The sequence below is a fragment of the Streptomyces sp. NPDC086766 genome, from assembly GCF_044746005.1.
Lineage (GTDB): Bacteria > Actinomycetota > Actinomycetes > Streptomycetales > Streptomycetaceae > Streptomyces.
Genome location: NZ_JBIVBI010000005.1, coordinates 93365 through 115396, shown reverse-complemented (window position 1 = coordinate 115396; position 22032 = coordinate 93365). Strand labels below are relative to the sequence as shown.

General features: G+C 73.4%; 16 protein-coding genes. 15 read left to right on the top strand and 1 reads right to left on the bottom strand.

Going from position 1 to position 22032, the window contains the following annotated elements:
- Positions 1–381 precede the first annotated feature (381 nt).
- The 7 genes from ssd to ACIPM1_RS11180 all read left to right on the top strand — a co-directional run bounded on the left by ssd (position 382) and on the right by ACIPM1_RS11180 (position 6059).
- Entirely contained in the window at positions 382–1485 is a 1104-nt protein-coding gene (ssd, locus tag ACIPM1_RS11210) for a septum site-determining protein Ssd (protein ID WP_402432118.1), read from the top strand.
- 334 nt (positions 1486–1819) lie between these two features.
- Positions 1820–3103, top strand: a complete 1284-nt coding sequence (locus ACIPM1_RS11205; protein ID WP_402432115.1) for a TadA family conjugal transfer-associated ATPase — start codon at positions 1820–1822, stop codon at positions 3101–3103.
- A 5-nt stretch (positions 3104–3108) separates the two neighbouring features.
- Entirely contained in the window at positions 3109–3984 is an 876-nt protein-coding gene (locus ACIPM1_RS11200; protein ID WP_402432112.1) for a type II secretion system F family protein, read from the top strand.
- A 44-nt stretch (positions 3985–4028) separates the two neighbouring features.
- A complete protein-coding gene (locus ACIPM1_RS11195) occupies positions 4029–4811 on the top strand; it encodes a type II secretion system F family protein (RefSeq protein ID WP_402432932.1) in 783 nt (260 codons plus the stop codon).
- Between the two features lie 90 nt (positions 4812–4901).
- A complete protein-coding gene (locus ACIPM1_RS11190; RefSeq protein WP_402432109.1) occupies positions 4902–5114 on the top strand; it encodes a DUF4244 domain-containing protein in 213 nt (70 codons plus the stop codon).
- Positions 5101–5502 carry a TadE family type IV pilus minor pilin gene (locus tag ACIPM1_RS11185; protein WP_356184570.1) on the top strand — a complete coding sequence of 134 codons (402 nt, stop codon included), beginning with the start codon at positions 5101–5103 and terminating at the stop codon, positions 5500–5502. Before ACIPM1_RS11190 ends, ACIPM1_RS11185 begins: the two co-directional genes overlap by 14 nt.
- A complete protein-coding gene (locus ACIPM1_RS11180) occupies positions 5499–6059 on the top strand; it encodes an Rv3654c family TadE-like protein (protein ID WP_402432106.1) in 561 nt (186 codons plus the stop codon). The genes ACIPM1_RS11185 and ACIPM1_RS11180 overlap by 4 nt, the downstream gene beginning before the upstream one ends.
- On the opposite strand, the gene ACIPM1_RS11175 is transcribed toward ACIPM1_RS11180, so the two are convergent.
- Complete coding sequence (locus ACIPM1_RS11175) at positions 6004–8490, bottom strand: DEAD/DEAH box helicase (protein WP_402432103.1); 2487 nt, start codon at positions 8488–8490, stop codon at positions 6004–6006. The two genes, ACIPM1_RS11180 and ACIPM1_RS11175, sit on opposite strands and share 56 nt — an antisense overlap.
- An 81-nt stretch (positions 8491–8571) precedes the next feature.
- Between ACIPM1_RS11175 and bldG the strand changes: the two genes are divergently transcribed.
- The 8 genes from bldG to tmk all read left to right on the top strand — a co-directional run bounded on the left by bldG (position 8572) and on the right by tmk (position 21884).
- Entirely contained in the window at positions 8572–8913 is a 342-nt protein-coding gene (gene bldG, locus ACIPM1_RS11170; RefSeq protein WP_010986038.1) for an anti-sigma factor antagonist BldG, read from the top strand.
- A 108-nt stretch (positions 8914–9021) separates the two neighbouring features.
- Positions 9022–9453: an ATP-binding protein gene (locus ACIPM1_RS11165; protein WP_402432100.1), complete on the top strand. Its 432-nt coding sequence runs from the start codon at positions 9022–9024 to the stop codon at positions 9451–9453.
- Positions 9454–9766: 313 nt separating this feature from the next.
- The gene (locus ACIPM1_RS11160) at positions 9767–12172 is read left to right on the top strand and encodes a sodium-translocating pyrophosphatase (protein ID WP_402432097.1); all 2406 of its coding nucleotides are present in this window, start codon (positions 9767–9769) and stop codon (positions 12170–12172) included.
- 197 nt (positions 12173–12369) lie between these two features.
- Positions 12370–12975, top strand: coding sequence for a small secreted protein (locus tag ACIPM1_RS11155; protein ID WP_402432094.1), 606 nt, complete (start codon positions 12370–12372; stop codon positions 12973–12975).
- A gap of 150 nt (positions 12976–13125) precedes the next feature.
- On the top strand, positions 13126–14646 hold the full coding sequence (locus tag ACIPM1_RS11150) for a methyltransferase (protein WP_402432091.1): 1521 nt from the start codon (positions 13126–13128) through the stop codon (positions 14644–14646).
- 424 nt (positions 14647–15070) lie between these two features.
- On the top strand, positions 15071–15268 hold the full coding sequence (locus ACIPM1_RS11145; protein ID WP_402432088.1) for a hypothetical protein: 198 nt from the start codon (positions 15071–15073) through the stop codon (positions 15266–15268).
- A 246-nt stretch (positions 15269–15514) separates the two neighbouring features.
- Positions 15515–18343: a type I DNA topoisomerase gene (gene topA / locus ACIPM1_RS11140; protein ID WP_402432085.1), complete on the top strand. Its 2829-nt coding sequence runs from the start codon at positions 15515–15517 to the stop codon at positions 18341–18343.
- A gap of 211 nt (positions 18344–18554) precedes the next feature.
- Positions 18555–21884: a dTMP kinase gene (tmk, locus tag ACIPM1_RS11135; RefSeq protein WP_402432082.1), complete on the top strand. Its 3330-nt coding sequence runs from the start codon at positions 18555–18557 to the stop codon at positions 21882–21884.
- Positions 21885–22032: the final 148 nt, after the last annotated feature.

Here is a 22032-nt window from a genome sequence, read left to right as displayed (position 1 = left end):
GGTCGCCGGGCGGCCTGCGCCGGGATGCCGGGCCCGCGTCGACACACCGGTGGTTCGTGACGGTGCGTAGTCGACGCGATGCGCTGCGGAAGTCGCGCGGGAACCAGCATGCGCCTCACCGGTCTGGGTGACGGCGATATTCACAGCGGTCGAGTTGTCCACAGTTATCGACCAAGATCCACATGATTTTCCGGATCGCTGCATCGTGATTCCGGCGCGTACCGCTCACGGCGAGTTCATGGCCGGTTCCGGTTAGTCGGGCGCGTTTGGCCGGTTCGTATCGGCCGCCCATATGAAGGCCGGTTGCCGGTTCTTCACATGGTGGGGATTCGCGGGGCCCAAGGAGGCCGCGCGACAGACGCAGCGAAGGGGGAAGAACCGGTGACCGGAACCGTCACACACGATCCGCCGCCCACCGCGGGAGGGCGGCAGGGCAGACCGCTGATCGTCACGGAGGACGCCGAGCTCCTGGACGACCTGCTGCGCCTGTGCGCGGCGGCGGGCGCGATGCCCGAGGTCCGCCACGGGGTGCCCGCGCGCGGGGGCGTCTGGGAGGCCGCGCCGCTGGTGCTGGTCGGAGACGACGCCGCGCGGCGGGTGCGCGGGGCTGCCCGCAGAAGCGGAGTGGTGCTGGTCGGCCGCGACCAGGACGACTCCGGGGTCTGGCGGCGCGCCGTCGAGATCGGCGCCGACCACGTGCTGGTGCTGCCGGACGGGGAGCAGTGGCTGGTCGACCGCATCGCCGATGTCGCCGAGGGAGTCGGCCGGCCCGCGCTCACCGTCGGCGTCATCGGCGGCCGCGGCGGAGCCGGGGCGTCCACGCTGGCCTGCGCGCTCGCCGTCACCTCCGCTCGGGAGGGCCTGCGCACCCTGCTCGTGGACGCCGATCCGCTGGGCGGCGGCCTCGATGTGCTCCTGGGCGGGGAGACGGCCGAGGGGCTGCGCTGGCCGGCGTTCGCCGCCTCGCGCGGCAGGGTCGGCGGCGGCGCCCTGGAGGAGTCACTGCCCGAACTGCACGCGCTGCGCGTGCTCAGCTGGGACCGCGGCGACTGCGTCGCCGTCCCGCCCCAGGCCGTCCGGGCGGTGCTGGCCGCCGCCCGGCGGCGCGGTGGCGCCGTGGTGGTCGACCTGCCCCGCCGCGTGGACGAAGGCGTCGCCGAGGCGCTCGCCCAGCTCGACGTGGGCCTGCTCGTGGTCCCCGCCGAACTGCGCGCCGTGGCGGCCGCCGCACGGGTGGCCTCCGCGGTCGGCATGGTCCTGCGGGACGTTCGCGTGGCCGTCCGGGGCCCTTACGCACCCGGGCTGGACGACCGCGAGGTGGCCCGGCTGCTCGGGCTGCCACTGGCCGGCGAGGTCCCGGTGGAGTCCGCGCTCCTGCGGCCCGCGGACCGCAGGACACCACCGGGCGCGGTCCCGCGCGGACCGCTGGCCCGCTTCTGCACGGCCTTCTGGGAGCGGGCCCTGCTCGAAACGGGTGCCGCATGACGCCGCGACGGGGCGACGGGGCGACGGCGGGGCGACGGCGGGTGTGGGAAGGCGGCATGAGGGCGGCGACCGGGCGACGGCTGACGCGGGAGGCGCCATGAGGGTGGTCACCGAGCGACGGCTGACGCGGGAGACGGCCATGAGACGGGGGTCCATGCGTGCATCGGCCAGGCATACGACGGCGGCGTTCGCGTCGGCCGCGAGTACGGCGGCCATGAGTGCGTCGGCCGCGAGCAGGTCGGCGCAGAACGCGTCGGCCGCGAGTGAGGCGGCGACGGACGTGTCGGCCGGGAGCGGGTCGGCCGTAAGCGGCTCGGCCAGGAAGGGGGAGGCCATGAGCGGTGTGGCCGTGAGCGGGGCGGCCTTGAGCAGTGGGGCCGTGAGCGGGGCGCCTGGGAGCGGGTGGGTCACGGGCGGGCCCTTCGAGCGGAGGGGCGCCACGGGGTGGGGCGCCGATCCGGGGGCCTCCGCGGAGTTGCTGGACGGCGTACGGCAGTGGCTCGCCGAGAGCGGAGCCGAGCCGACGCCCGCGCGGGTGGCGCAGGCGCTGCGGGAGCAGGGGCGGGTGCTCGGGGACGCGGAGGTGCTCGGGGCGGCCGAGCAACTGCGCTCCGAGCTCATCGGAAGCGGCCCGCTGGAGCCGCTGCTCGCCGACCCGACCGTGACCGACGTCCTGGTGTCGGCCCCGGACCGGGTGTGGGTGGACCGCGGTGGCGGCCTGGAGCGGGCCGCCGTCGCCTTCCCCGACGCCCCGGCCGTACGGCGCCTCGCGCAGCGCCTGGCCGCCGTGGCGGGACGGCGGCTGGACGACGCCCGTCCGTGGGTCGACGCCCGCCTGCCCGACGGCACCCGGCTGCACGCGGTGCTGCCCCCGGTCGCCGTCGGCTGTACCTGCCTGTCGCTGCGCGTCGTCCGGCCGCGTGCGTTCACGCTCGGCGAACTGGTGGCCGCGGGCACGGTGCCGCCGGGCGGGGACCGGGTGCTGCGGGCCCTGGTGGAGGCGCGCCTGTCCTTCCTCATCAGCGGGGGGACGGGCAGCGGGAAGACCACGTTGCTGAGCGTCCTGCTGGGTCTGGTCGGGCCGGGCGAGCGGATCGTGCTCGCCGAGGACTCGGCGGAGCTGCGGCCCGACCATCCGCACGTGGTCCGGCTGGAGAGCAGACCGGCCAACCAGGAGGGAGCGGGCCTCGTCACGCTCGAGGACCTGGTGCGGCAGGCGCTGCGGATGCGGCCGGACCGGCTGGTCGTGGGCGAGGTGCGCGGGGCCGAGGTCGTTCACCTGCTGGCCGCGCTGAACACCGGCCACGAGGGCGGCTGCGGCACGGTGCACGCCAACGCGGCCGCGGACGTCCCGGCCCGCCTGGAGGCGCTGGGCACGGCGGCGGGGCTGGACCGGGCCGCGCTGCACAGCCAGTTGGCGGCCGCCCTGTCGGTGGTGCTGCACCTCGTCCGCGACCGCTCCGGACGGCGGCGGATCGCCGAGGTGCGGGTGCTGGAGCGGGACGCGTCGGGGCTGGTCCGCACGGTTCCGGCGCTGCGCTGGGGTGCGGAGGCCTTCGTGGAGGAACGGGGGTGGGAGCGGCTGCGACAACTGCTCCACCCGGAGAGGGAGTGGTGAGCGGCATGGGTGGGACAGCCTTGGGCCAGACGTGTCTGGGCGCGGTGACGGCGTGCGCCGGGGCCGCCTTGTGGCTGACGGGTGGGCGGCGCTCCGGGGCACGACGGGTGCGGCTGCTGCTGTCCGGTGGCGGGGCGGTGGCCACGGGTCCGCCGTTCTGGGACCGCGCGCTCCGTGAGCTTCGGGGGGTCCGCGGCCGGTTGCGGGCCGAGTGGTGGGCGCCGGCCGTCGGGCTGGTGCTGGCGGTGCTGGGTGCCTCGGTGCTGCCGGTCGCCGCGGGGGCGGCCGGAGTTCCGCTGCTGCGCCGGACCCGGCTCGCCCGGGCCGCCCACCGGGCACGGGAGCGGCGGGCGGGCGCGGTGATCGCGCTGTGCGGGACGCTCGCCGGGGAGGTGCGGGCCGGACGGCAGCCGGGCGAGGCGCTGTTGTGCGCCGCCCGGGACTCGGGCGGCCTCGGCGAGGCCCAGGCGGCGGTGCTGGCGGCGGCGCGGTTCGGCGGTGACGTGCCGGGCGCGCTCGCCCTGGCCGCACGGCAGCCGGGCGCTGAGGGTCTGCGGGGTCTGGCCGCCTGCTGGCGGGTGGCGGTGGACCGGGGTGCGGGCCTGGCGGCCGGTCTGGACCGGCTCGAAGGGGCACTTCGGGCGGAGCGGGACCAACGGGCCGATCTGCGAGCACAGTTGGCGGGAGCCCGGGCGACGGCGCTCATGCTGGCCGGCCTGCCGGTCCTGGGTCTCCTTCTCGGTACGGCCATGGGCGCCGACCCCCTGCGGGTGCTGCTGCACACCGGAGCGGGCCTGGGCTGTCTGGTCGTCGGCGGAGCGTTCGAGGCCGTGGGGCTGTGGTGGGCGCTGCGCATCGTGCGCCGGGCGGAGGCGGCGTGAACGCGAACGGGGAAGCCGTCCACAGGCTGGGGACGGCCGTCGGGATGACGCTGCTCCTGTGGCAGCTGGTCCGGTGGCCGGAGGCGGTCCGCCGCGGACGGAGGGTGCGGCGACGACTGGCCTCACTGCTGGAGGCGGAGCCGGGGGAGGGAGCGGCGCCGCAGGGCCCACGTGCCGGACTGTGGTGGCGGGTCCGGGGCGCCGTGCGGGGATGGCCGCTGCCCGCGGTGGGTGTCGTGGGCGCCGGGTGGGTGCTCGTCGGAGGGCTCCCCGGTGTCGTGGTCGGAGTGGTGGCCGCCGTCGGGCTCCGGCAGTGGCATCGGCGAAGGGCGGCGGCCGGTCCGGGGGAGGGGGATCCAGAGTCGTTCGATCCGGTCGAGGCGGCACGCCAACTCCCCCTCGCCGCGGACCTGCTGGCGGCCTGCGTCGCGGCCGGTGCCGACCCGGTGGTCGCCGCCCAGGCGGTGGGCGAGGCACTGGCGGGCCCCGTCGGGGCGGCGCTGGCGCGAGGAGCTGCCGAGGTCCGGCTCGGCGGGGAACCGGCCGACGCGTGGCGCGGGCTCGCCGCGATACCGGGCGCCGCGTCCCTGGCCCGGCTGCTGGAGCGGGCCGGCGAGTCCGGCCTCCCGGCGGCGGCACCGGCCGCACGGCTTGCGGCGGACACCCGCGCCGACCGGGCGCGCGCCGCCACGGCCCGGGCCCGCCGGGCGGCCGTCCTGGTCACCGCGCCGGTGGGGCTGTGCTTCCTGCCCGCCTTCGTCTCGGTCGGGGTGCTGCCCGTGGTGATCGGTCTCGCGGGCGGGGTGCTGCGAGGAGGTGGTGGCTGACGGGGTGACGAGCGGGAGCCGAACGGCGACGCGCAGGAGCGGTTTTCGAACGACGAACGAGCAACAGAACGAGACCTCACGGGGGTTGTGATGTACGGGAAGGTACGGGCACGGCTGTGTGCCCTGGTGGTGCGGGCGCGTGCCCTGGTGCGCGGGGACGCGGGGATGGTCACGTCCGAGTACGCGATGGGGATCATCGCGGCGGTGGCGTTCGCCGTGCTGCTGTACGAGGTGGTCACGAGCGGGCAGGTCAAGTCGGAACTGCAGGCCATCGTGAAACGGGCCCTCAGTGCGCGGATGTGAGCGGGACCGCGACCGGGGTTTCGTGACGGCGGAGGCGGCCATGGCCCTGCCCGTGCTGGTGCTGGTCGTGACGGCGCTGGTGTGGGGGCTGCTGGTGGTGCTCGCGCAGATCCAGTGCGTGGACGCGGCTCGGGCGGGCGCCCGGGCCGCCGCCCGCCAGGACCCTGACGGCGCGGTCACCGAGGTGGCCCGCGAGGCGGCGCCGCACGGCGCGAACGTCTCGGTGGCCCGGCACGGGGGAGAGGTCCGTGTGGTCGTCGTGGCGGATCCTCCCGGGATGGGCGTGCTGCCGTTCCGCCTGAGGGAGGAGGCGGTGGCGGAGGCCGAGGAGACGGTGGGAGCCGGGCCGGCGCCGAGGGCGGGAGTGGCGAGAGGAGCCGGGTCATGACGCGTCGCACGGCCGGGACCGGCTCCATGAGGGGCGACCTCCAAGAACGCCTCTCGAGACCCCTCTCGAACCCACTCGCGGACCGTCTCCCGGACCGTATTTCGGACCGCTTCTCGGACCGTGGCTCGGCCACCGTCTGGAGCGTCGGGGCGATCGCCGTGCTCTGTGCGGTGTTCGGCGTCGCACTGGCTCTGGGGCAGGCCGTGGTGACCCGGCACCGCGCCGCGGGGGCGGCCGACCTCGCGGCGCTGGCCGCCGCCGACCACTGGACGGAGGGCACCGCGGCCGCCTGCGCCCGGGCCGAGCGGGTGGCGGGCGCCCAGGGCACCCGGCTGGTCCGGTGTGCGATCGTCGGGGACACCTCGGACGTGACCGCGGCCTCCGAGCGGGGACCGTTCACCGCGGAGGTGAGAGCGCGGGCGGGACCGGCGGGCCCCGTTCCGCGGGAAGCCGGGACCCGTCCCGCGGGGAGTCGGCTCCGGCTCCCCGCACCCGAGGGTGCTAGGCCTCCGCCTCCGGGTCCCGCTCCCCCTCCGCCGCGTCGGGCGCGCCTTTGAGCAGCACCGTCAGCAGGCGTACCGCGCCCCTCTTGTGCAGCGGCTCGTTGCCGTTGCCGCACTTGGGGGACTGGATGCAGGACGGGCAGCCCGCCTCGCACTCGCAGGAGGCGATGGCTTCGAGGGTGGCGGTGAGCCAGGCGCGGGCGGTGTGGAAGGCCCGCTCCGCGAAGCCCGCCCCGCCCGGGTGGCCGTCGTAGACGAAGACCGTGGGCAGGAGCGTGTCCGGGTGCAGCGGGACGGAGACGCCGCCGATGTCCCAGCGGTCGCAGGTCGCGAACAGGGGCAGCATGCCGATCGACGCGTGCTCGGCGGCGTGCAGGGCGCCGCCGAGGATCTCCGGGTTGATCCGGGCCTCGTCGAGCTGGTCCTCGGTGACCGTCCACCACACCGCGCGCGTGCGCAGCGTACGAGGAGGGAGGTCGAGTTTCGTCTCGCCCAGCACCTCACCGGTGATGACCCGGCGGCGCAGGAAGGAGACCACCTGGTTGGTGACCTCGACGGAGCCGTAGCACAGGCGGCCGTCGCCCCACGGGACCTCGACGTCCGTCTCCAGGACGGAGATCGACGTGGTGTCGCGGGCGACCGTCGTGTAGGGCGGGTTCGCCTCCTCGACCAGGGCGACCGAGTCCTCCAGATCGAGGGAGCGCACCAGATAGGTGCGGCCCTGGTGCAGATGGACCGCGCCCTCGTGGACCGCCGTGTGGGCGGCGCCCGCGTCGACCGTGCCGAGCAGCCGTCCGGTGCCCGCCTCGACGATCTGCACCGGGCGCCCGCCCTCGCCGCGGATGTCGGTCAGGTCGGCGGCCCGCTCCCGGCGTGTCCAGTGCCAGGCCCTGGCCCGGCGGCGCAGCAGCTTCGCGGCCTCCAACTGCGGCAGCAGCTCCGCGCAGGCGGGGCCGAACAGTTCCACGTCCTCGTCGGTGAGCGGCAGCTCGGCGGCGGCCGCGCACAGGTGCGGGGCGAGGACGTACGGGTTGTCCGGGTCGAGGACGGTGGATTCGACCGGTTGGTCGAACAGGGCCTCGGGGTGGTGGACGAGGAAGGTGTCCAGCGGGTCGTCGCGGGCGACCAGCACCGCCAGGGCTCCCTGCCCGGCGCGGCCCGCCCGGCCGGCCTGCTGCCACAGGGACGCCCGGGTCCCCGGGTAGCCGGCGATCACCACCGCGTCCAGGCCGGACACGTCGACGCCCAGCTCCAGGGCGGTCGTCGCCGCGAGTCCGAGGAGCTCGCCGGAGTGCAGGGCGCGTTCCAGGGCGCGGCGTTCCTCGGGGAGGTAGCCGCCGCGGTACGCCGCGACACGCCGGGCCAGCGACCGGTCGGTCTCCGCGAGCCGTTCCTGGGCGATCACCGAGATCAGCTCGGCGCCGCGCCGGGAGCGGACGAAGGCGACCGAGCGGACGCCCTGGAGGGTCAGGTCGGTGAGCAGGTCGGCGGTCTCCGCGGTGGCGGTGCGACGGACGGGTGCGCCCTTCTCGCCCTGGAGTTCGGTGAGCGGGGGCTCCCAGAGGGCGAACACCAGTTCACCGCGGGGTGAGGCGTCGTCGGCGACCTCGACCACCGGTACGCCGGTCAGCCGGCCGGCGGCCACCGAGGGCTCGGCGGCGGTCGCCGAGGCCAGCAGGAAGACCGGCGAGGCGCCGTAGCGCGCGCACAGGCGGCGCAGCCGCCGCAGCACCTGGGCGACGTGGGAGCCGAAGACGCCCCGGTAGGTGTGGCACTCGTCGACGACGACGTACTTCAGGGCGCGCAGGAAGGAGGACCAGCGCGGGTGCGAGGGCAGGATCCCGCGGTGCAGCATGTCGGGGTTGGTGAGGACGTAGTTGCCGTACTGGCGGATCCACTCGCGCTCCTCGGGCGGGGTGTCGCCGTCGTACACCGCAGGGCGTACGGCCTTGCCCAGCGGCCGCGCGAGTTCCCGCACCGCGCGGCACTGGTCGGCCGCCAGGGCCTTGGTGGGAGCCAGGTACAGGGCGGTCGCGCCACGCCCGTTCGGGGCCTCGGAGCCGTCCAGCAGGGTGGACAGCACCGGCACGAGGTAGGCCAGGGACTTGCCGGACGCCGTGCCCGTGGCGACGACCACGGAGTCGCCGTCGAGGGCGTGCTCGGCGGCGCGCGCCTGGTGGGCCCAGGGGTGCTCGATGCCGCACGCCCGCACCGCGGCGACGACCTCCGGACGAATACGGTCAGGCCAAACGGCATGCCGACCCGCCCGCGGGGGCAAGTGCTCCGTATGAGTGATGCGCGCAGCCCGGCTCGGCCCCGAGGCGAGCCGGTGCAGGACCGCGCCCGGCGCCAGGCGGGACGCGGTGTTCGTCGGGGATCGATCGGATCGGTGATTCTCGGCCATCGGCACCGAGTGTGTCACCGGCGTGACGGACAATGGAGCCAAGGCGTCGTGCACGCCTGCCGGTAAGTGATTGAATGCCATCGCGGCTGGCGAACCGTCCTGGGGGCTTCAAGCCGAGGTGCCCAAGGGGCGACCGCTCGATAGCAAGGTGCTGGAGGATCCGTGGACCTGTCCCTGTCGACCCGTACCGTCGGCGATCGTACGGTCGTCGAGGTCGGTGGCGAAATCGACGTATATACCGCGCCCAAGCTGCGCGAGCAGCTGGTCGAGCTGGTGAACGACGGGAATTTCCACCTCGTCGTCGACATGGAGGGCGTGGACTTCCTCGACTCCACCGGGCTCGGCGTGCTGGTCGGCGGCCTGAAGCGAGTGCGTGCCCATGAGGGCTCGCTGCGCCTGGTCTGCAACCAGGAGCGCATTCTGAAGATCTTCCGTATCACCGGCCTCACCAAGGTGTTCCCGATTCACACCTCGGTCGAGGAAGCGGTGGCGGCCACCGACTGACGACCGGCCCCGGGCCGAGCGCCCGGGGCGGACGCACTACCAGCGAGGGACCGGGCTTTTCGGCGGCCCGGCCCCCCGACAGCACGCCCGTAGCTCCGAGGGGGACGTATGGCCATCGTCGAACTCCGCTTCAGCGCGCTGCCCGAGCACGTCCGGACCGCCCGATTGGTGGCGGCAGCGGTGGCGCGCAGGGCAGGAGTGGACGAGGCCGTCCTCGACGAGGTCAGGCTCGCCGTCGGCGAGGCCTGCACCCGTGCCGTCGGGCTGCATCAGAGCGGCGGGATCTCGGCACCGGTCAAGGTGATGCTGATCGAGGAGGAGAAGCAGTTCTCCATCGAGGTCGGCGACGAGGCCCCGCACGCACCTCACGTCGCCGGGGGCGCCACGGGCGCTCCGGAGGAGACCGAGACCGAGGAGGACGAGATGGGCCTCGCGGTCATCAGCGGCCTCGTCGACGACGTGGAGGTCACGGCCGGGGAGCACGGCGGGTCCATCAAGATGACCTGGCCGTCCACACCACCGGCCGCGGTGTTTTCCTGAGCCGGCCGCACACAGCGTCTGTCCCGAAGGGCCCTACTCCGGTAGGGCCCTTCGGCGTGTCGGCATGCCGTCACCCGGGCTTACAGTAGGGATGCAGCTATATCGTGAATTCATTCACGATCAATAGCCCGATAATGGATCAAGCGTCAATGCTTTTGAGGCATTACCTCTTTCGGGTTCCGTGGCCGCCCGGCGATCATTTGCTGAGGAGCATGTGAAGGCTGATTCCATTTACCGGGCACTGTTTTGATCAGGTTCCGGTACCTACAATCCGTCCACATCTTGAGCTCAGCCCAAGCGTCAAGGAGGACGAATGGCGGGGCTTTCTACCCCTCATCAGTTGGGCCACCCCACAACCCTCGCAGCCGCAGTACTGACCGATGACAACCGGATCATCGTGGCGGTCATCGGGGCCGTCGCGCTGGCCGCCCTCGTGGTCGCGGGAATCCTGGTGCGCCAGGTGCTCGCGGCGGGCGAGGGCACCGACAGCATGAAGAAGATCGCGGAGGCCGTCCAGGAAGGCGCCAACGCCTATCTGGGTCGGCAACTGCGCACGCTCGGCGTTTTCGCCGTGGTCGTGTTCTTCCTGCTCATGCTGCTGCCCGCGGACGACTGGAATCAGCGCGCCGGACGATCGGTCTTCTTCCTGATCGGAGCGGCGTTCTCGGCGGCCACCGGTTATATCGGCATGTGGCTCGCCGTGCGCAGCAATGTGCGCGTCGCCGCGGCCGCCAGGGAAGCGACCCCGGCGGCGGGAGAGCCGGAAAAGGATCTCACCGCCGTCTCGCACAAAGCCATGAAGATCGCTTTCCGCACGGGCGGCGTCGTCGGCATGTTCACGGTGGGGCTCGGCCTGCTGGGCGCCTCCTGTGTGGTGCTCGTGTACGCGGCCGACGCGCCGAAGGTGCTGGAAGGTTTCGGCCTCGGCGCGGCCCTGATCGCCATGTTCATGCGTGTCGGAGGCGGCATCTTCACCAAGGCCGCCGACGTCGGCGCCGACCTGGTCGGCAAGGTCGAGCAGGGCATTCCGGAGGACGATCCGCGCAATGCCGCGACCATCGCCGACAACGTGGGCGACAACGTCGGCGACTGCGCCGGTATGGCGGCCGACCTCTTCGAGTCGTACGCCGTCACCCTCGTCGCCGCGCTGATCCTCGGCAAGGCGGCCTTCGGGAACGACGGACTCGCCTTCCCCCTGCTGGTGCCGGCGATCGGCGTGATCACCGCGATGATCGGCATCTTCGCGGTCGCGCCGCGCCGGGCCGACCGCAGCGGGATGAGCGCGATCAACCGGGGCTTCTTCATCTCCGCGGTGATCTCGCTCGCCCTGGTCGCGGCCGCCGTGTTCGTCTATCTGCCGTCGTCGTACGCCGACCTCGAAGGCGTCACCGACACGGCGATCTCGGTCAAGCACGGCGATCCGCGCATCCTGGCCCTGGTCGCGGTGGCGATCGGCATCCTGCTCGCCGCGGTGATCCAGCAGCTGACCGGCTACTTCACCGAGACCACCCGGCGCCCGGTCAGGGACATCGGCAAGACCTCCCTCACCGGCCCGGCCACCGTCATCCTCGCCGGTATCTCGGTCGGTCTGGAGTCGGCGGTCTACACCGCCCTGCTGATCGGCCTCGGCGTGTACGGGGCCTTCCTGCTCGGCGGTACGTCGATCATGCTGGCGCTGTTCGCGGTGGCGCTGGCCGGCACCGGCCTGCTCACCACGGTCGGTGTGATCGTCGCCATGGACACCTTCGGACCGGTCTCCGACAACGCGCAGGGCATCGCCGAGATGTCCGGCGACGTCCAGGGCGCGGGCGCGCAGGTGCTCACCAACCTGGACGCGGTCGGCAACACCACCAAGGCCATCACCAAGGGCATCGCCATCGCCACCGCCGTGCTGGCGGCGTCGGCGCTGTTCGGGTCGTACCGCGACGCGATCACGACCGGCGCGCGCGAGGTGGGCCAGCAGCTATCCGGCCCTGGCGCCCAGCTGAGCCTCATGATGGACATCTCCCAGCCCAACAACCTCGTCGGCCTGATCGCCGGCGCGGCGGTCGTCTTCCTCTTCTCGGGACTGGCGATCAACGCGGTGTCGCGGTCGGCGGGTGCGGTGGTGTTCGAGGTGCGGCGGCAGTTCCGCGAGAAGCCCGGGATCATGGACTACAGCGAGAAGCCGGAGTACGGCAGGGTCGTCGACATCTGCACCAAGGACGCCCTGCGCGAGCTGGCCACACCCGGACTGCTCGCCGTCCTGGCGCCGATCTTCATCGGGTTCACGCTCGGTGTCGGCGCGCTCGGGGCCTACCTCGCGGGCGCCATCGGCGCGGGCACGCTCATGGCCGTGTTCCTCGCCAACTCCGGCGGCGCCTGGGACAACGCCAAGAAGCTCGTCGAGGACGGCCACCACGGGGGCAAGGGCAGCGAGGCCCACGCCGCCACCGTGATCGGCGACACCGTCGGCGACCCCTTCAAGGACACCGCGGGTCCGGCCATCAACCCCCTGCTGAAGGTGATGAACCTGGTGTCGCTGCTCATCGCGCCCGCGGTCATCAAGTTCAGCTACGGGGCGGACAAGAGCATCGGCGTACGGATCACGATCGCGGTCCTCGCCCTGCTCGTCATCGTCTGCGCGGTCTACGTCTCCAAGCGGCGTGGAATCGCCGTCGGTGACGAAGGCAACGCGGAACGGGTGTCAAAACCGGCCGATCCCGCGGTGGTCTCGTAGGCGGCACTCACACGAGGCCCAGCTCAGGAGGCGGGTGGGCGGCGCGTATCGACGCGCCGCCCACCCGCTTCGTGTCTGTGTGCGTTCTCGCCCGTGAGCCTTCTCTCGCATGGTGCAAATGGCTTCAAGGGCTCACGTAAAGGACATCCGGCCTGCGGTCGTGACCCGTACGCCGGTATGTTCCGGGGCCGAGAGCCATGGAAGGGACCAATCCGGTGAACAAGAAGCTTGGGGCCGCGCTGTCCGGCGGTGCGGTACTGGTACTGGCACTGTCCGGTTGCTCCAGCAGCAGCGCCGACGACAAGAACGACGCGCTCGACAGCTGGGCCAAGCAGGTGTGCAACGCGGTGCAGCCGCAGGCGAAGAAGATCGAGGCCGCCAACGCCGCGATCCAGAAGCAGACCTCGGACAACAGCACACCGTCCGCGGTGCAGAAGACGGACGCGCAGGCCTTCCAGGACATGGCCGACGCCTACAAGGCGATCGGCAGCGCCGTGGACAGAGCGGGCGCGCCCAACGTCGACAAGGGCAAGAAGAAGCAGCAGGACGCGGTCAAGGAGCTCAACGGCCTCTCGACGTCCTACGCCTCGCTGAAGAAGAAGGTGGACGGGCTCGACACCAAGGACCAGGGCAAGTTCGCGGACGGCCTCAAGGACATCGCCACCCAGCTCGACAAGCTGAGCAGGACCGGCAACGACGCGCTGAAGAACCTCGAGGAGGGCGACGTGGGCAGGGCGATGGCCCAGCAGCCGAGCTGCAAGTCCGCCTCCGCGCCCGCGTCGGCCCCGGCGACCCAGGGCTGATCCGGCTCCGCCGACACGGGCTGACCGGCCTCCGGTGAGGCGGGGCAGACCCGCTCCGGTCGGCCGGAACAGGGCGCACCACGCGCGTGTGGTGCGCCCTGTTCCGTACGCGCACGTGCGATGTCGGTGCGAGCCGACACAATGGGGTGCGTGAGTGACTCCAGCCTGCCCACCCTGCCCGCTACCGACCGACCGGACGTCGCCGCCCGCCTCCGGGACGCCCTGCTCGCCGCCTCCTTCACCGCCGACGGGCTGCTCGAACTCCTCGGCGCCCCCGCCTACGCGGCCCTGGCGCGCAGCGAGACCGTGCCCGCCCTCCGGGCCACCCGCGGGGACACCCCGCTGGAGACGCTCGTCCGGCTGTTCCTGCTCCAGCAGCCCGTGCCGCCCGCGCGCCTGGCCGACGTGCTGCCCCTCCAGGAGTGCCTGGACAGCGGCTGGCTGGTGCGGGTCGGCGCGGACGAGGTCGCCGCGACCGTGGACGTCCGGCCCTACGGCGGGCTCGACGGCGAGGACTGGTTCATCGTCTCCGACCTGGGCTGCGCGGTCGGCGGGGCCGGAGGCATCGGCAGCCGGGACGAGGGCGTCGTCCTGGGAGTCGGCGGCGCCTCCACCACGCTGGCCGCCATCACGGTCCGTACGGCCGCCGGTTCCGCGCTCGACCTCGGCACGGGCTCCGGGATCCAGGCGCTGCACGCCGCACAGCACGCCACGCGCGTGACGGCGACCGACGTCAACCCGCGCGCGCTGCACATCACCGCGCTCACCCTCGCGCTGTCCGGCGCCCCGGCCGCGGATCTGCGCCAGGGCTCGCTGTTCGAACCGATCCGCTCCGACGAGACGTACGACCTCATCGTCTCGAACCCGCCCTTCGTGATCTCGCCGGGCGCCCGGCTCACCTACCGCGACGGCGGGATGAGCGGGGACGATCTGTGCCGCACGCTCGTTCAGGAGTCGGGGGAGCGGCTGGCCGAGGGCGGGTTCGCGCAGTTCCTCGCCAACTGGCAGCACGTGGAGGGGGAGGACTGGCAGGACCGGCTCAGGTCGTGGGTGCCCCGCGGCTGCGACGCCTGGATCGTGCAGCGCGAGGTGCAGGACGTCACTCAGTACGCCGAGCTGTGGCTCCGGGACGCGGGAGACCATCGCGGGGACCCGGCGGAGTACCAGGCGCGCTACGACGCCTGGCTCGACGAGTTCGAGGCGCGCAAGGTGAGGGCGGTCGGCTTCGGGTGGATCACCCTGCGCAGGACGGACGCCGCCGTGCCCTCGATCACCGTCGAGGAGTGGCCGCATCCGGTCGAGCAGCCGCTCGGGGAGACGATCCGGGCGCACTTCGCGCGTGTGGACTATCTGCGGGACCACGACGACGCGGCGCTGCTCGAAGGGCACTTCCGGCTCGTCTCCGAGATCGTGCAGGAGCAGGTCGGTCTCCCCGGAGCCGAGGACCCGGAACACGTGGTGCTGCGCCAGCACCGCGGGATGCGCCGGGCCACCACGGTGGACACGGTCGGCGCGGGCTTCGCCGGGGTCTGCGACGGCTCACTCAGCGCCGGGCGCATCCTGGACGCGATCGCCCAGCTGACGGGCGAGGACCCGGTGCTGCTGCGCGACCGCACCCCCGCCCAGATCCGGTTGCTGGTGGAGCAGGGGTTCCTCGATCCGGCCGTATGAGATCGGCCGTATGACCGGACGCATTCCGGCCGAACGGGACCGGCCGAACGGGACCGGCCGAACGGGACCGGCCGCGTGGGGTCGGCCGTATGAGGTCGGCCGAATGAGACCGGTCGAATACGGCCGTGACCCGCACGCGGGTCCGCGCCCCGGCGCGCCGGGGCGGTGCCCGGAGCCGGGTCCGCGCCGGGTGCCGGGGGGTGAGATCGCGTCGACTTCCTCCCTGCCCTGCCGGCGCGGGCCGCGGCCGTCCGGAAGGCGGCCCGGAAAAAAATTTCGGAGTTCCGCTCCTTTCGTGATCCTCCCCTCCTTCCGTCCTCCCGCCCGCGGCCCGGCCGCCCGGTGTTCACCGGGGGTTGGCCGGGCCGTCCCGCGGGCGTGCCAGCCTCCCCGACCGGGGCATCCGGGACGAGGGGGAACGTATATGGAGAGCGAGCCGGCGATCTTCACGGGCGCGGTGTTCGCCCTGTTCGGAGCGGCACTGCTGGGGTGGACGGCGCTCCGGGTCCGGCACCGCGAGCCCGTCGCGCTAGGCGCGCACCGAACCGTCTCCGCGACCGTCGCCGGAGTGATCGCCGTGGCGGCCCTGGCCCTCGGCGCATGGTGCTTCACCCGGCTGTGAGCACGGTCGCAGCGCTCCGGTTTCCGTAACCGAAAGATCACCCTCCGCATCGCGGGGGAAGGTCTGGTCGGCACTCCGGGCGGCAGGAAGGGCGGTAGTCGGGTTACCGTTCGAGTGGCCGTTGCGGGCTTTTCCCGTTTGACACGGGGGCGGGATGTACCGTCACACTCCGCAGCGTCAGCACGATCCGACCCAGGTAAACCAAGGCCTGGGGAGCCCCAGCGTCGACCGGAGAGAAGAGCGAAGTTGTCCCCGACCAGCGAGACCGCGCAGGGCGGCCGCCGACTCGTCATCGTCGAGTCGCCTGCCAAGGCGAAGACGATCAAGGGCTACCTCGGCCCCGGCTACATCGTCGAGGCGAGCGTCGGGCACATCCGCGATCTTCCCAACGGCGCCGCGGAGGTTCCCGAGAAGTACACCGGCGAGGTCCGCCGCCTCGGCGTGGACGTCGAGCACGACTTCCAGCCCATCTACGTCGTCAACGCCGACAAGAGGGCGCAGGTCAAGAAGCTCAAGGATCTGCTGCGCGACTCCGACGAACTCTTCCTCGCCACCGATGAGGACCGCGAGGGCGAGGCCATCGCCTGGCACCTGCAGGAAGTGCTCAAGCCCAAGGTCCCGGTCAAGCGCATGGTGTTCCACGAGATCACCAAGGACGCGATCCAGCAGGCCGTGCGCAACCCGCGCGAGCTGAACCAGCGGCTCGTCGACGCCCAGGAGACCCGCCGCATCCTCGACCGCCTCTACGGCTACGAGGTCTCGCCGGTCCTGTGGAAGAAGGTCATGCCGCGCCTGTCGGCCGGCCGGGTCCAGTCCGTCGCCACCCGGCTCGTCGTCGAGCGGGAGCGTGAGCGCATCGCGTTCCGTTCCGCCGAGTACTGGGACCTGACGGGCACCTTCGCGACCGGTCGCGTCGGAGACCCGAGCGACCCGTCGTCCCTGGTCGCGCGCCTGCAGAACGTCGACGGCCGGCGCGTCGCGCAGGGCCGCGACTTCGACTCGCTGGGGCAGCTGAAGAGCGCGAACACGCTCCACCTCGACGAGGCCGACGCCCGCGCCCTGGCCGCCGCCCTGGAGAACACGCGGTTCTCGGTGCGGTCCGTCGAGTCCAAGCCGTACCGCCGCTCGCCGTACGCCCCGTTCCGTACGACGACGCTGCAGCAGGAGGCCAGCCGCAAGCTGGGCTTCGGCGCCAAGGCGACCATGCAGGTCGCCCAGAAGCTGTACGAGAACGGCTACATCACGTACATGCGTACGGACTCCACGACGCTGAGCGACACGGCCGTCGCCGCCGCCCGTTCCCAGGTCACGCAGCTGTACGGCGCCGACTACCTGCCGGCGCAGCCGCGCACGTACGCCGGGAAGGTCAAGAACGCGCAGGAGGCGCACGAGGCGATCCGCCCCTCGGGTGATCGTTTCCGCACGCCCGCCGAGACCGGCCTGAGCGGCGACCAGTTCAAGCTGTACGAGCTGATCTGGAAGCGGACGGTCGCCTCCCAGATGAAGGACGCGACCGGCAACAGCGTGACCGTGAAGATCGGTGGCACCGCCGCCGACGGCCGGGACGTCGAGTTCAGCGCGTCCGGCAAGACGATCACCTTCCACGGCTTCCTGAAGGCCTACGTCGAGGGCGCCGACGACCCGAACGCCGAGCTCGACGACCGCGAGCGCCGGCTGCCCCAGGTCGCCGAGGGCGACGCGCTCACGGCCGAGGAGATCACGGTCGACGGGCACGCCACCAAGCCCCCGGCCCGCTACACCGAGGCCAGCCTGGTCAAGGAGCTCGAAGAGCGCGAGATCGGCCGCCCGTCGACGTACGCGTCGATCATCGGCACGATCCTCGACCGCGGGTACGTCTTCAAGAAGGGCACGGCCCTCGTGCCGTCCTTCCTGTCCTTCGCCGTGGTCAACCTCCTGGAGAAGCACTTCGGGCGGCTCGTCGACTACGACTTCACCGCCAAGATGGAGGACGACCTCGACCGCATCGCCCGCGGTGAGGCGCAGGCCGTGCCGTGGCTGAAGCGCTTCTACTTCGGCGAGGGCCCGGTCGGGGGCGCGGCCGACGCCGGCAACGGCGACGGGGACCACCTCGGCGGCCTCAAGGAACTGGTGACCGACCTGGGCGCGATCGACGCGCGCGAGGTGTCCTCGTTCCCGGTCGGCAACGACATCGTGCTGCGGGTCGGCCGCTACGGCCCCTACATCGAGCGCGGCGAGAAGGACACCGAGCAGCACCAGCGCGCGGACATCCCCGCGGACCTCGCGCCGGACGAGCTGTCCGTCGAGCTCGCTGAGGAGCTGCTCGCCAAGCCGAGCGGCGACTTCGAGCTGGGCGCGGACCCGCGGACCGGCCACCAGATCATCGCCAAGGACGGCCGGTACGGCCCGTACGTCACGGAGGTCCTCCCCGAGGGCACCCCGAAGACGGGCAAGAACGCGGTCAAGCCGCGCACCGCCTCCCTCTTCAAGTCGATGTCCGTGGACACGGTGACGCTCGAGGACGCGCTGAAGCTCATGTCGCTGCCGCGCGTCGTCGGCACCGACGCCGAGGGCCAGGAGATCACCGCGCAGAACGGCCGCTACGGCCCGTACCTGAAGAAGGGCACGGACTCGCGCTCGCTGCAGTCCGAGGACCAGCTCTTCACGATCACGCTGGAGGAGGCGCTGGCGATCTACGCCCAGCCCAAGCAGCGGGGTCGTGCGGCCGCCAAGCCGCCGCTGAAGGAGCTGGGCGAGGACCCGGTCAGCGGCAAGCCCGTGGTCGTCAAGGACGGCCGCTTCGGTCCGTACGTCACGGATGGCGAGACCAACGCGACCCTCCGCTCCGGCGACAGCGTCGAGACGATCACGGCCGAGCGCGGCTTCGAGCTGCTCGCCGAGAAGCGGGCGAAGGGCCCGGCGAAGAAGACCGCGAAGAAGGCGACCGCCAAGAAGACGGCGGCGAAGAAGACGACGTCGACGGCCGCCAAGAAGACCGCGGCGAAGAAGACGACGGCGAAGAAGACGACCGCCAAGAAGACGGCCGCGAAGACGGCGGCCTCGAAGGCGGCCGCGTCGAAGACGACGGAGGACTGATCCGGCCCGCGGCCGGGCGCGTGTCGCCCGGCCGCGGCGCCCGTGAGGCGGTGCCGGTGAGGCGGCGGGGGGCCTCGAAGCGGCCGGTCGCGGCCGCGGTTCCCCGGAACGGCTTCGCGTAACCAACACCTCGGCATCACTTTGGTGACGGAGCGTGCGCGCGTTCGGACCGTCACCACGGGCTGTCGGTGCGTGCCGATAGGCTGAAAGCATGACGCGAGCCGAGCAGCCAACCGGCCATGATCCGGCCCCCGACGCCGCCCTCGTAGCGGATTCCCGCGAGCGCGCCGTCCGCGCGCTGCTGCGGCAGCCGCAGTTGAAACGGCTGTGGAGCGCCCAGCTGGCGGGGGGTGTCGGAGACACCCTCGCCCTCCTGGTCCTGGTCCTCCTCGCCCTCCAGGCCGCGATCGCCGAGGACGCCTTCGGCGGCGGCTACCGGGGCGTGGCGTTCGCGGTGGCGAGCGTCTTCGGGGTGCGCATCCTGGCCACCCTGCTCTTCGGCGCCGTCCTGCTCGGCCCGCTCTCCTCCCTCACCGCTCCGGAGGGGCCGCTCGACCGGCGCTGGACCATGGTCGGCGCCGACGGGGTGCGGGCCGCGCTGCTGATCGTGGCGCCGCTGTGGATCGACTGGACGCCCGGCAACGCCCTGGTCCTCCTGCTGGCCACGGCCTTCGTCGTCGGTGTCGCCGAGCGTTTCTGGGCGGTGTGCCGCGAGAGCGCGGCGCCCGCGCTGCTGCCCGCCCCGCCGCCCGAGGGCGCCACGGTGCGCCCCCTGCCGGACCACATGGAGGCCCTTCGCCGCCTGTCGCTGCGGACCGGCTTCGCGGCGATCCCCCTCGCCGCCGCCGCCCTCGTCGTCGCGGCCCTGCTCAACAACCTGCTGGGCACCGCACTCGACTGGTTCGACCAGCACCAGGCCGCCCTCGGCTCGTACGTCGCGGCCGGGCTGTTCGCCGCGTCCCTGTCGGTGCTGACGGCCCTGGAACTGCCCGGCACGCGCACCCCACGCGCGCGGTCGCCGCTCGAGGGACTGCGCCGCCCGAAGACGGGCACCGGCGTCGACAAGGGCCGCACGGGGGCCGTTCCGCTGCTCGTGGTCGCGTCCGCCGCCGTGGCCGGCGCGATCTCCGCCGGGGTCGCCGTGTGCGCGCTGCACGCCAGGGACCTCGGCGGCGGCCCGGTGCTGTACGGGCTGGCGGTGCTCGCCCTGACCGGCGGGACCGTCGTCGGCATCCGTACGGCCCCCAGGCTGCTGGTGTCGCTGTCCCGGCGCCGGATGCTGTCGCTGGCGATCGCCTTCACCGGCATCGCGCTGCTCGCCGCCGGTCTCGTCCCGGACGTCACCACCGTGCTGCTGCTCCTGGCGCTGGCCGGGGTCGGCGCCGGCGTGGCCGCCAACACCGGGCACGCGCTGCTCGACCAGGAGGCCGAGGACTACCGCCGCCCGCGCATGACGGAGCACCTGCACGCGGTGGTACGGATCTTCGTCGCACTCGGCGCCGTGATCGCCCCGCTGGTCGCGGCGGCCATCGGACCGCACCGGCTGCAGAACGGCAGGTTCGTGTTCGCCCACGGCGGCGCCGCCTTCACGCTGATGCTGGTCGGCGCGCTGCTGCTGCCGGTGGCCGCGCTGGTCCTGGCCAAGGTCGACGACCGCTCCGGCGTGCCGCTGCGCAACGACCTCCTGGACGCGCTGCGCGGCGGCGACGAACCGGAGACGGTGCCCGCGTCCTCCGGCTTCTTCATCGCCCTGGAGGGCGGCGACGGGGCCGGCAAGTCGACCCAGGCCGAGGCGCTCGCCGAGTGGATCCGGTCCAAGGGCCACGAGGTCGTCCTCACCCGCGAGCCGGGCGCGACGCCCGTGGGCAAGCGGCTGCGCTCGATCCTGCTGGACGTGTCGTCGCAGGGCCTGTCGCACCGCGCGGAGGCGCTGCTGTACGCGGCGGACCGCGCCGAGCACGTCGACACGGTCGTCCGTCCCGCGCTGGAGCGGGGCGCGGTGGTCATCTCGGACCGGTACATCGACTCGTCCGTGGCCTACCAGGGCGCGGGCCGCGACCTGTCCCCGACGGAGATCGCCCGTATCTCCCGCTGGGCGACGAACGGTCTGGTCCCGCATCTGACGGTGCTGCTGGACGTCTCCCCGGAGACGGCCCGCGAGCGGTTCACGGAGGCTCCCGACCGCCTGGAGTCGGAGCCCGCCGAGTTCCACGCGCGCGTGCGCGCCGGTTTCCTCACGCTGGCCGCCGCCGACCCGGGGCGCTACCTCGTCGTGGACGCGGGCCAGGAGCCGGAGGCCGTCACGACCGTCGTACGGCACCGCCTGGACCAGATGCTGCCGCTGTCCGAGGCCGAGGTGAAGGCCCAGGAGGAGGCGCGCCGGAAGGCCGAGGAGGAGGCCCGCCGCAAGGCGGAGGAGGAGGCCGCCCGCAAGGCGGAGGAGGAGCGCCTGGAGCGCGAGCGCCAGGAGCAGCTCGCCCGGCTGCGCGCCGAGGAGGAGGAGCGCAAGCAGCGCGAGCTGGAGGAGGCGCAGCGGCGCGAGGCCGAACGGCAGGCCGAGGAGGCACGGCAGCGGGCGGAGGAAGCGCGTCGGCGTGCCGAGGAGGAGCGCGCCCGTCTCCTCGCGGAGGAGAAGGCACGGGCCGAGGCGGAGGCGCGGCGCAAGGCGGAGGAGGAGCGCCTGCGCAAGGCGGCCGAGGAGGAGGCCCGGCTGCGGGCCGAGGCCGAGGCGCGGCGCCTGGACAAGCAGCGCAAGGCCGAGGAGGCCCTGCTGCGGGCCGAGGAGGCCCGGCGGGCGGCGGAGCACGCGGCCGCCGCCGCGCAGGCGGGTCCCCGGAAGTCGACCGCTCCCTCCGGCTCCGCTCCCGCGTCCCCGCCGGACGCGGCGACCGTGTCGACCCCGATGGTGACTCCGACGAACGCCTCGGGCGGACCGGTGGACGAGACGGCGGTGCTGCCGCGGGTGGGCGAGGAGCGCGACGAGCGGGCCGAGGCCGAAGGCGCGGTCGACGGCGGGTCGTCCTGGGAGACCGAGCGCTCCGCCAGGCCCGAATCCGCGTCCGAGGTGACGGCGAGGCTGCCGCAGCCGCCGGCACGGCCGGGGAGCCCGGCCGGGGCCGCCGACGAGACCGCGGTGCTGCCGCCGGTGGCGCCGGAGGGCGCGGCGGACGAGACCGCGGTCCTGCCTCCGGTCGCAGGGCGCGACGGTTCGGAGGACCGTGTTCCGCCGGGGTTCTTCCGGGACGAGCGGGAGACCGCCGACCGGTCCGAGCGCCGGGACGACGACCGTACGCGCGAGCTGCCGCAGTTCGACCCCGAGGCGCATGCCGAGGCGCGGGACGGCGGACGCCGGGGCCGGCAGCGGCCGGACTGGGCCGAGCAGACGCCGCTCGACGATCTGCCGACGCTGGCGGACGAACTGCTGGGCCCGCGCGGCGACGACGGGGACACCGGCGAGTACGACGACGGACGGGCCGGCGGTAAGGACGGCGGCCGTGACAGCGGCCGAGGGCGTGGCCGCGGCCGGGGCCGCCGAGGCTGAGCCCGCGTCACGGCCCGGCGCGCGGCCGTCGGTCGCCGCCCCGGGGCCGTACGGCCGTACACGCACCGGCGCCTGCCGCCCGCCCACGACCGGGCGGGCGGCAGGCGCCGCCCGCGTTGTCAGTGCCTGCCCGCACAATGGACTGCAC

Excerpts from the sequence above, each read along its gene's own strand:
- ACIPM1_RS11165 (WP_402432100.1), top strand. The coding sequence starts at position 9,022 with ATGGCCATCGTCGAACTCCGCTTCAGCGCGCTGCCCGAGCACGTCCGG.
- ACIPM1_RS11155 (WP_402432094.1), top strand. The coding sequence starts at position 12,370 with ATGGAAGGGACCAATCCGGTGAACAAGAAGCTTGGGGCCGCGCTGTCC.
- ACIPM1_RS11145 (WP_402432088.1), top strand. The coding sequence starts at position 15,071 with ATGGAGAGCGAGCCGGCGATCTTCACGGGCGCGGTGTTCGCCCTGTTC.
- ACIPM1_RS11195 (WP_402432932.1), top strand. The coding sequence starts at position 4,029 with ATGACGCTGCTCCTGTGGCAGCTGGTCCGGTGGCCGGAGGCGGTCCGC.
- ACIPM1_RS11160 (WP_402432097.1), top strand. The coding sequence starts at position 9,767 with ATGGCGGGGCTTTCTACCCCTCATCAGTTGGGCCACCCCACAACCCTC.
- ACIPM1_RS11175 (WP_402432103.1), bottom strand. The coding sequence starts at position 8,490 with ATGGCATTCAATCACTTACCGGCAGGCGTGCACGACGCCTTGGCTCCA.
- tmk (WP_402432082.1), top strand. The coding sequence starts at position 18,555 with ATGACGCGAGCCGAGCAGCCAACCGGCCATGATCCGGCCCCCGACGCC.
- ACIPM1_RS11205 (WP_402432115.1), top strand. The coding sequence starts at position 1,820 with ATGAGCGGTGTGGCCGTGAGCGGGGCGGCCTTGAGCAGTGGGGCCGTG.
- ACIPM1_RS11190 (WP_402432109.1), top strand. The coding sequence starts at position 4,902 with ATGTACGGGAAGGTACGGGCACGGCTGTGTGCCCTGGTGGTGCGGGCG.
- ACIPM1_RS11200 (WP_402432112.1), top strand. The coding sequence starts at position 3,109 with ATGGGTGGGACAGCCTTGGGCCAGACGTGTCTGGGCGCGGTGACGGCG.
- ACIPM1_RS11180 (WP_402432106.1), top strand. The coding sequence starts at position 5,499 with ATGACGCGTCGCACGGCCGGGACCGGCTCCATGAGGGGCGACCTCCAA.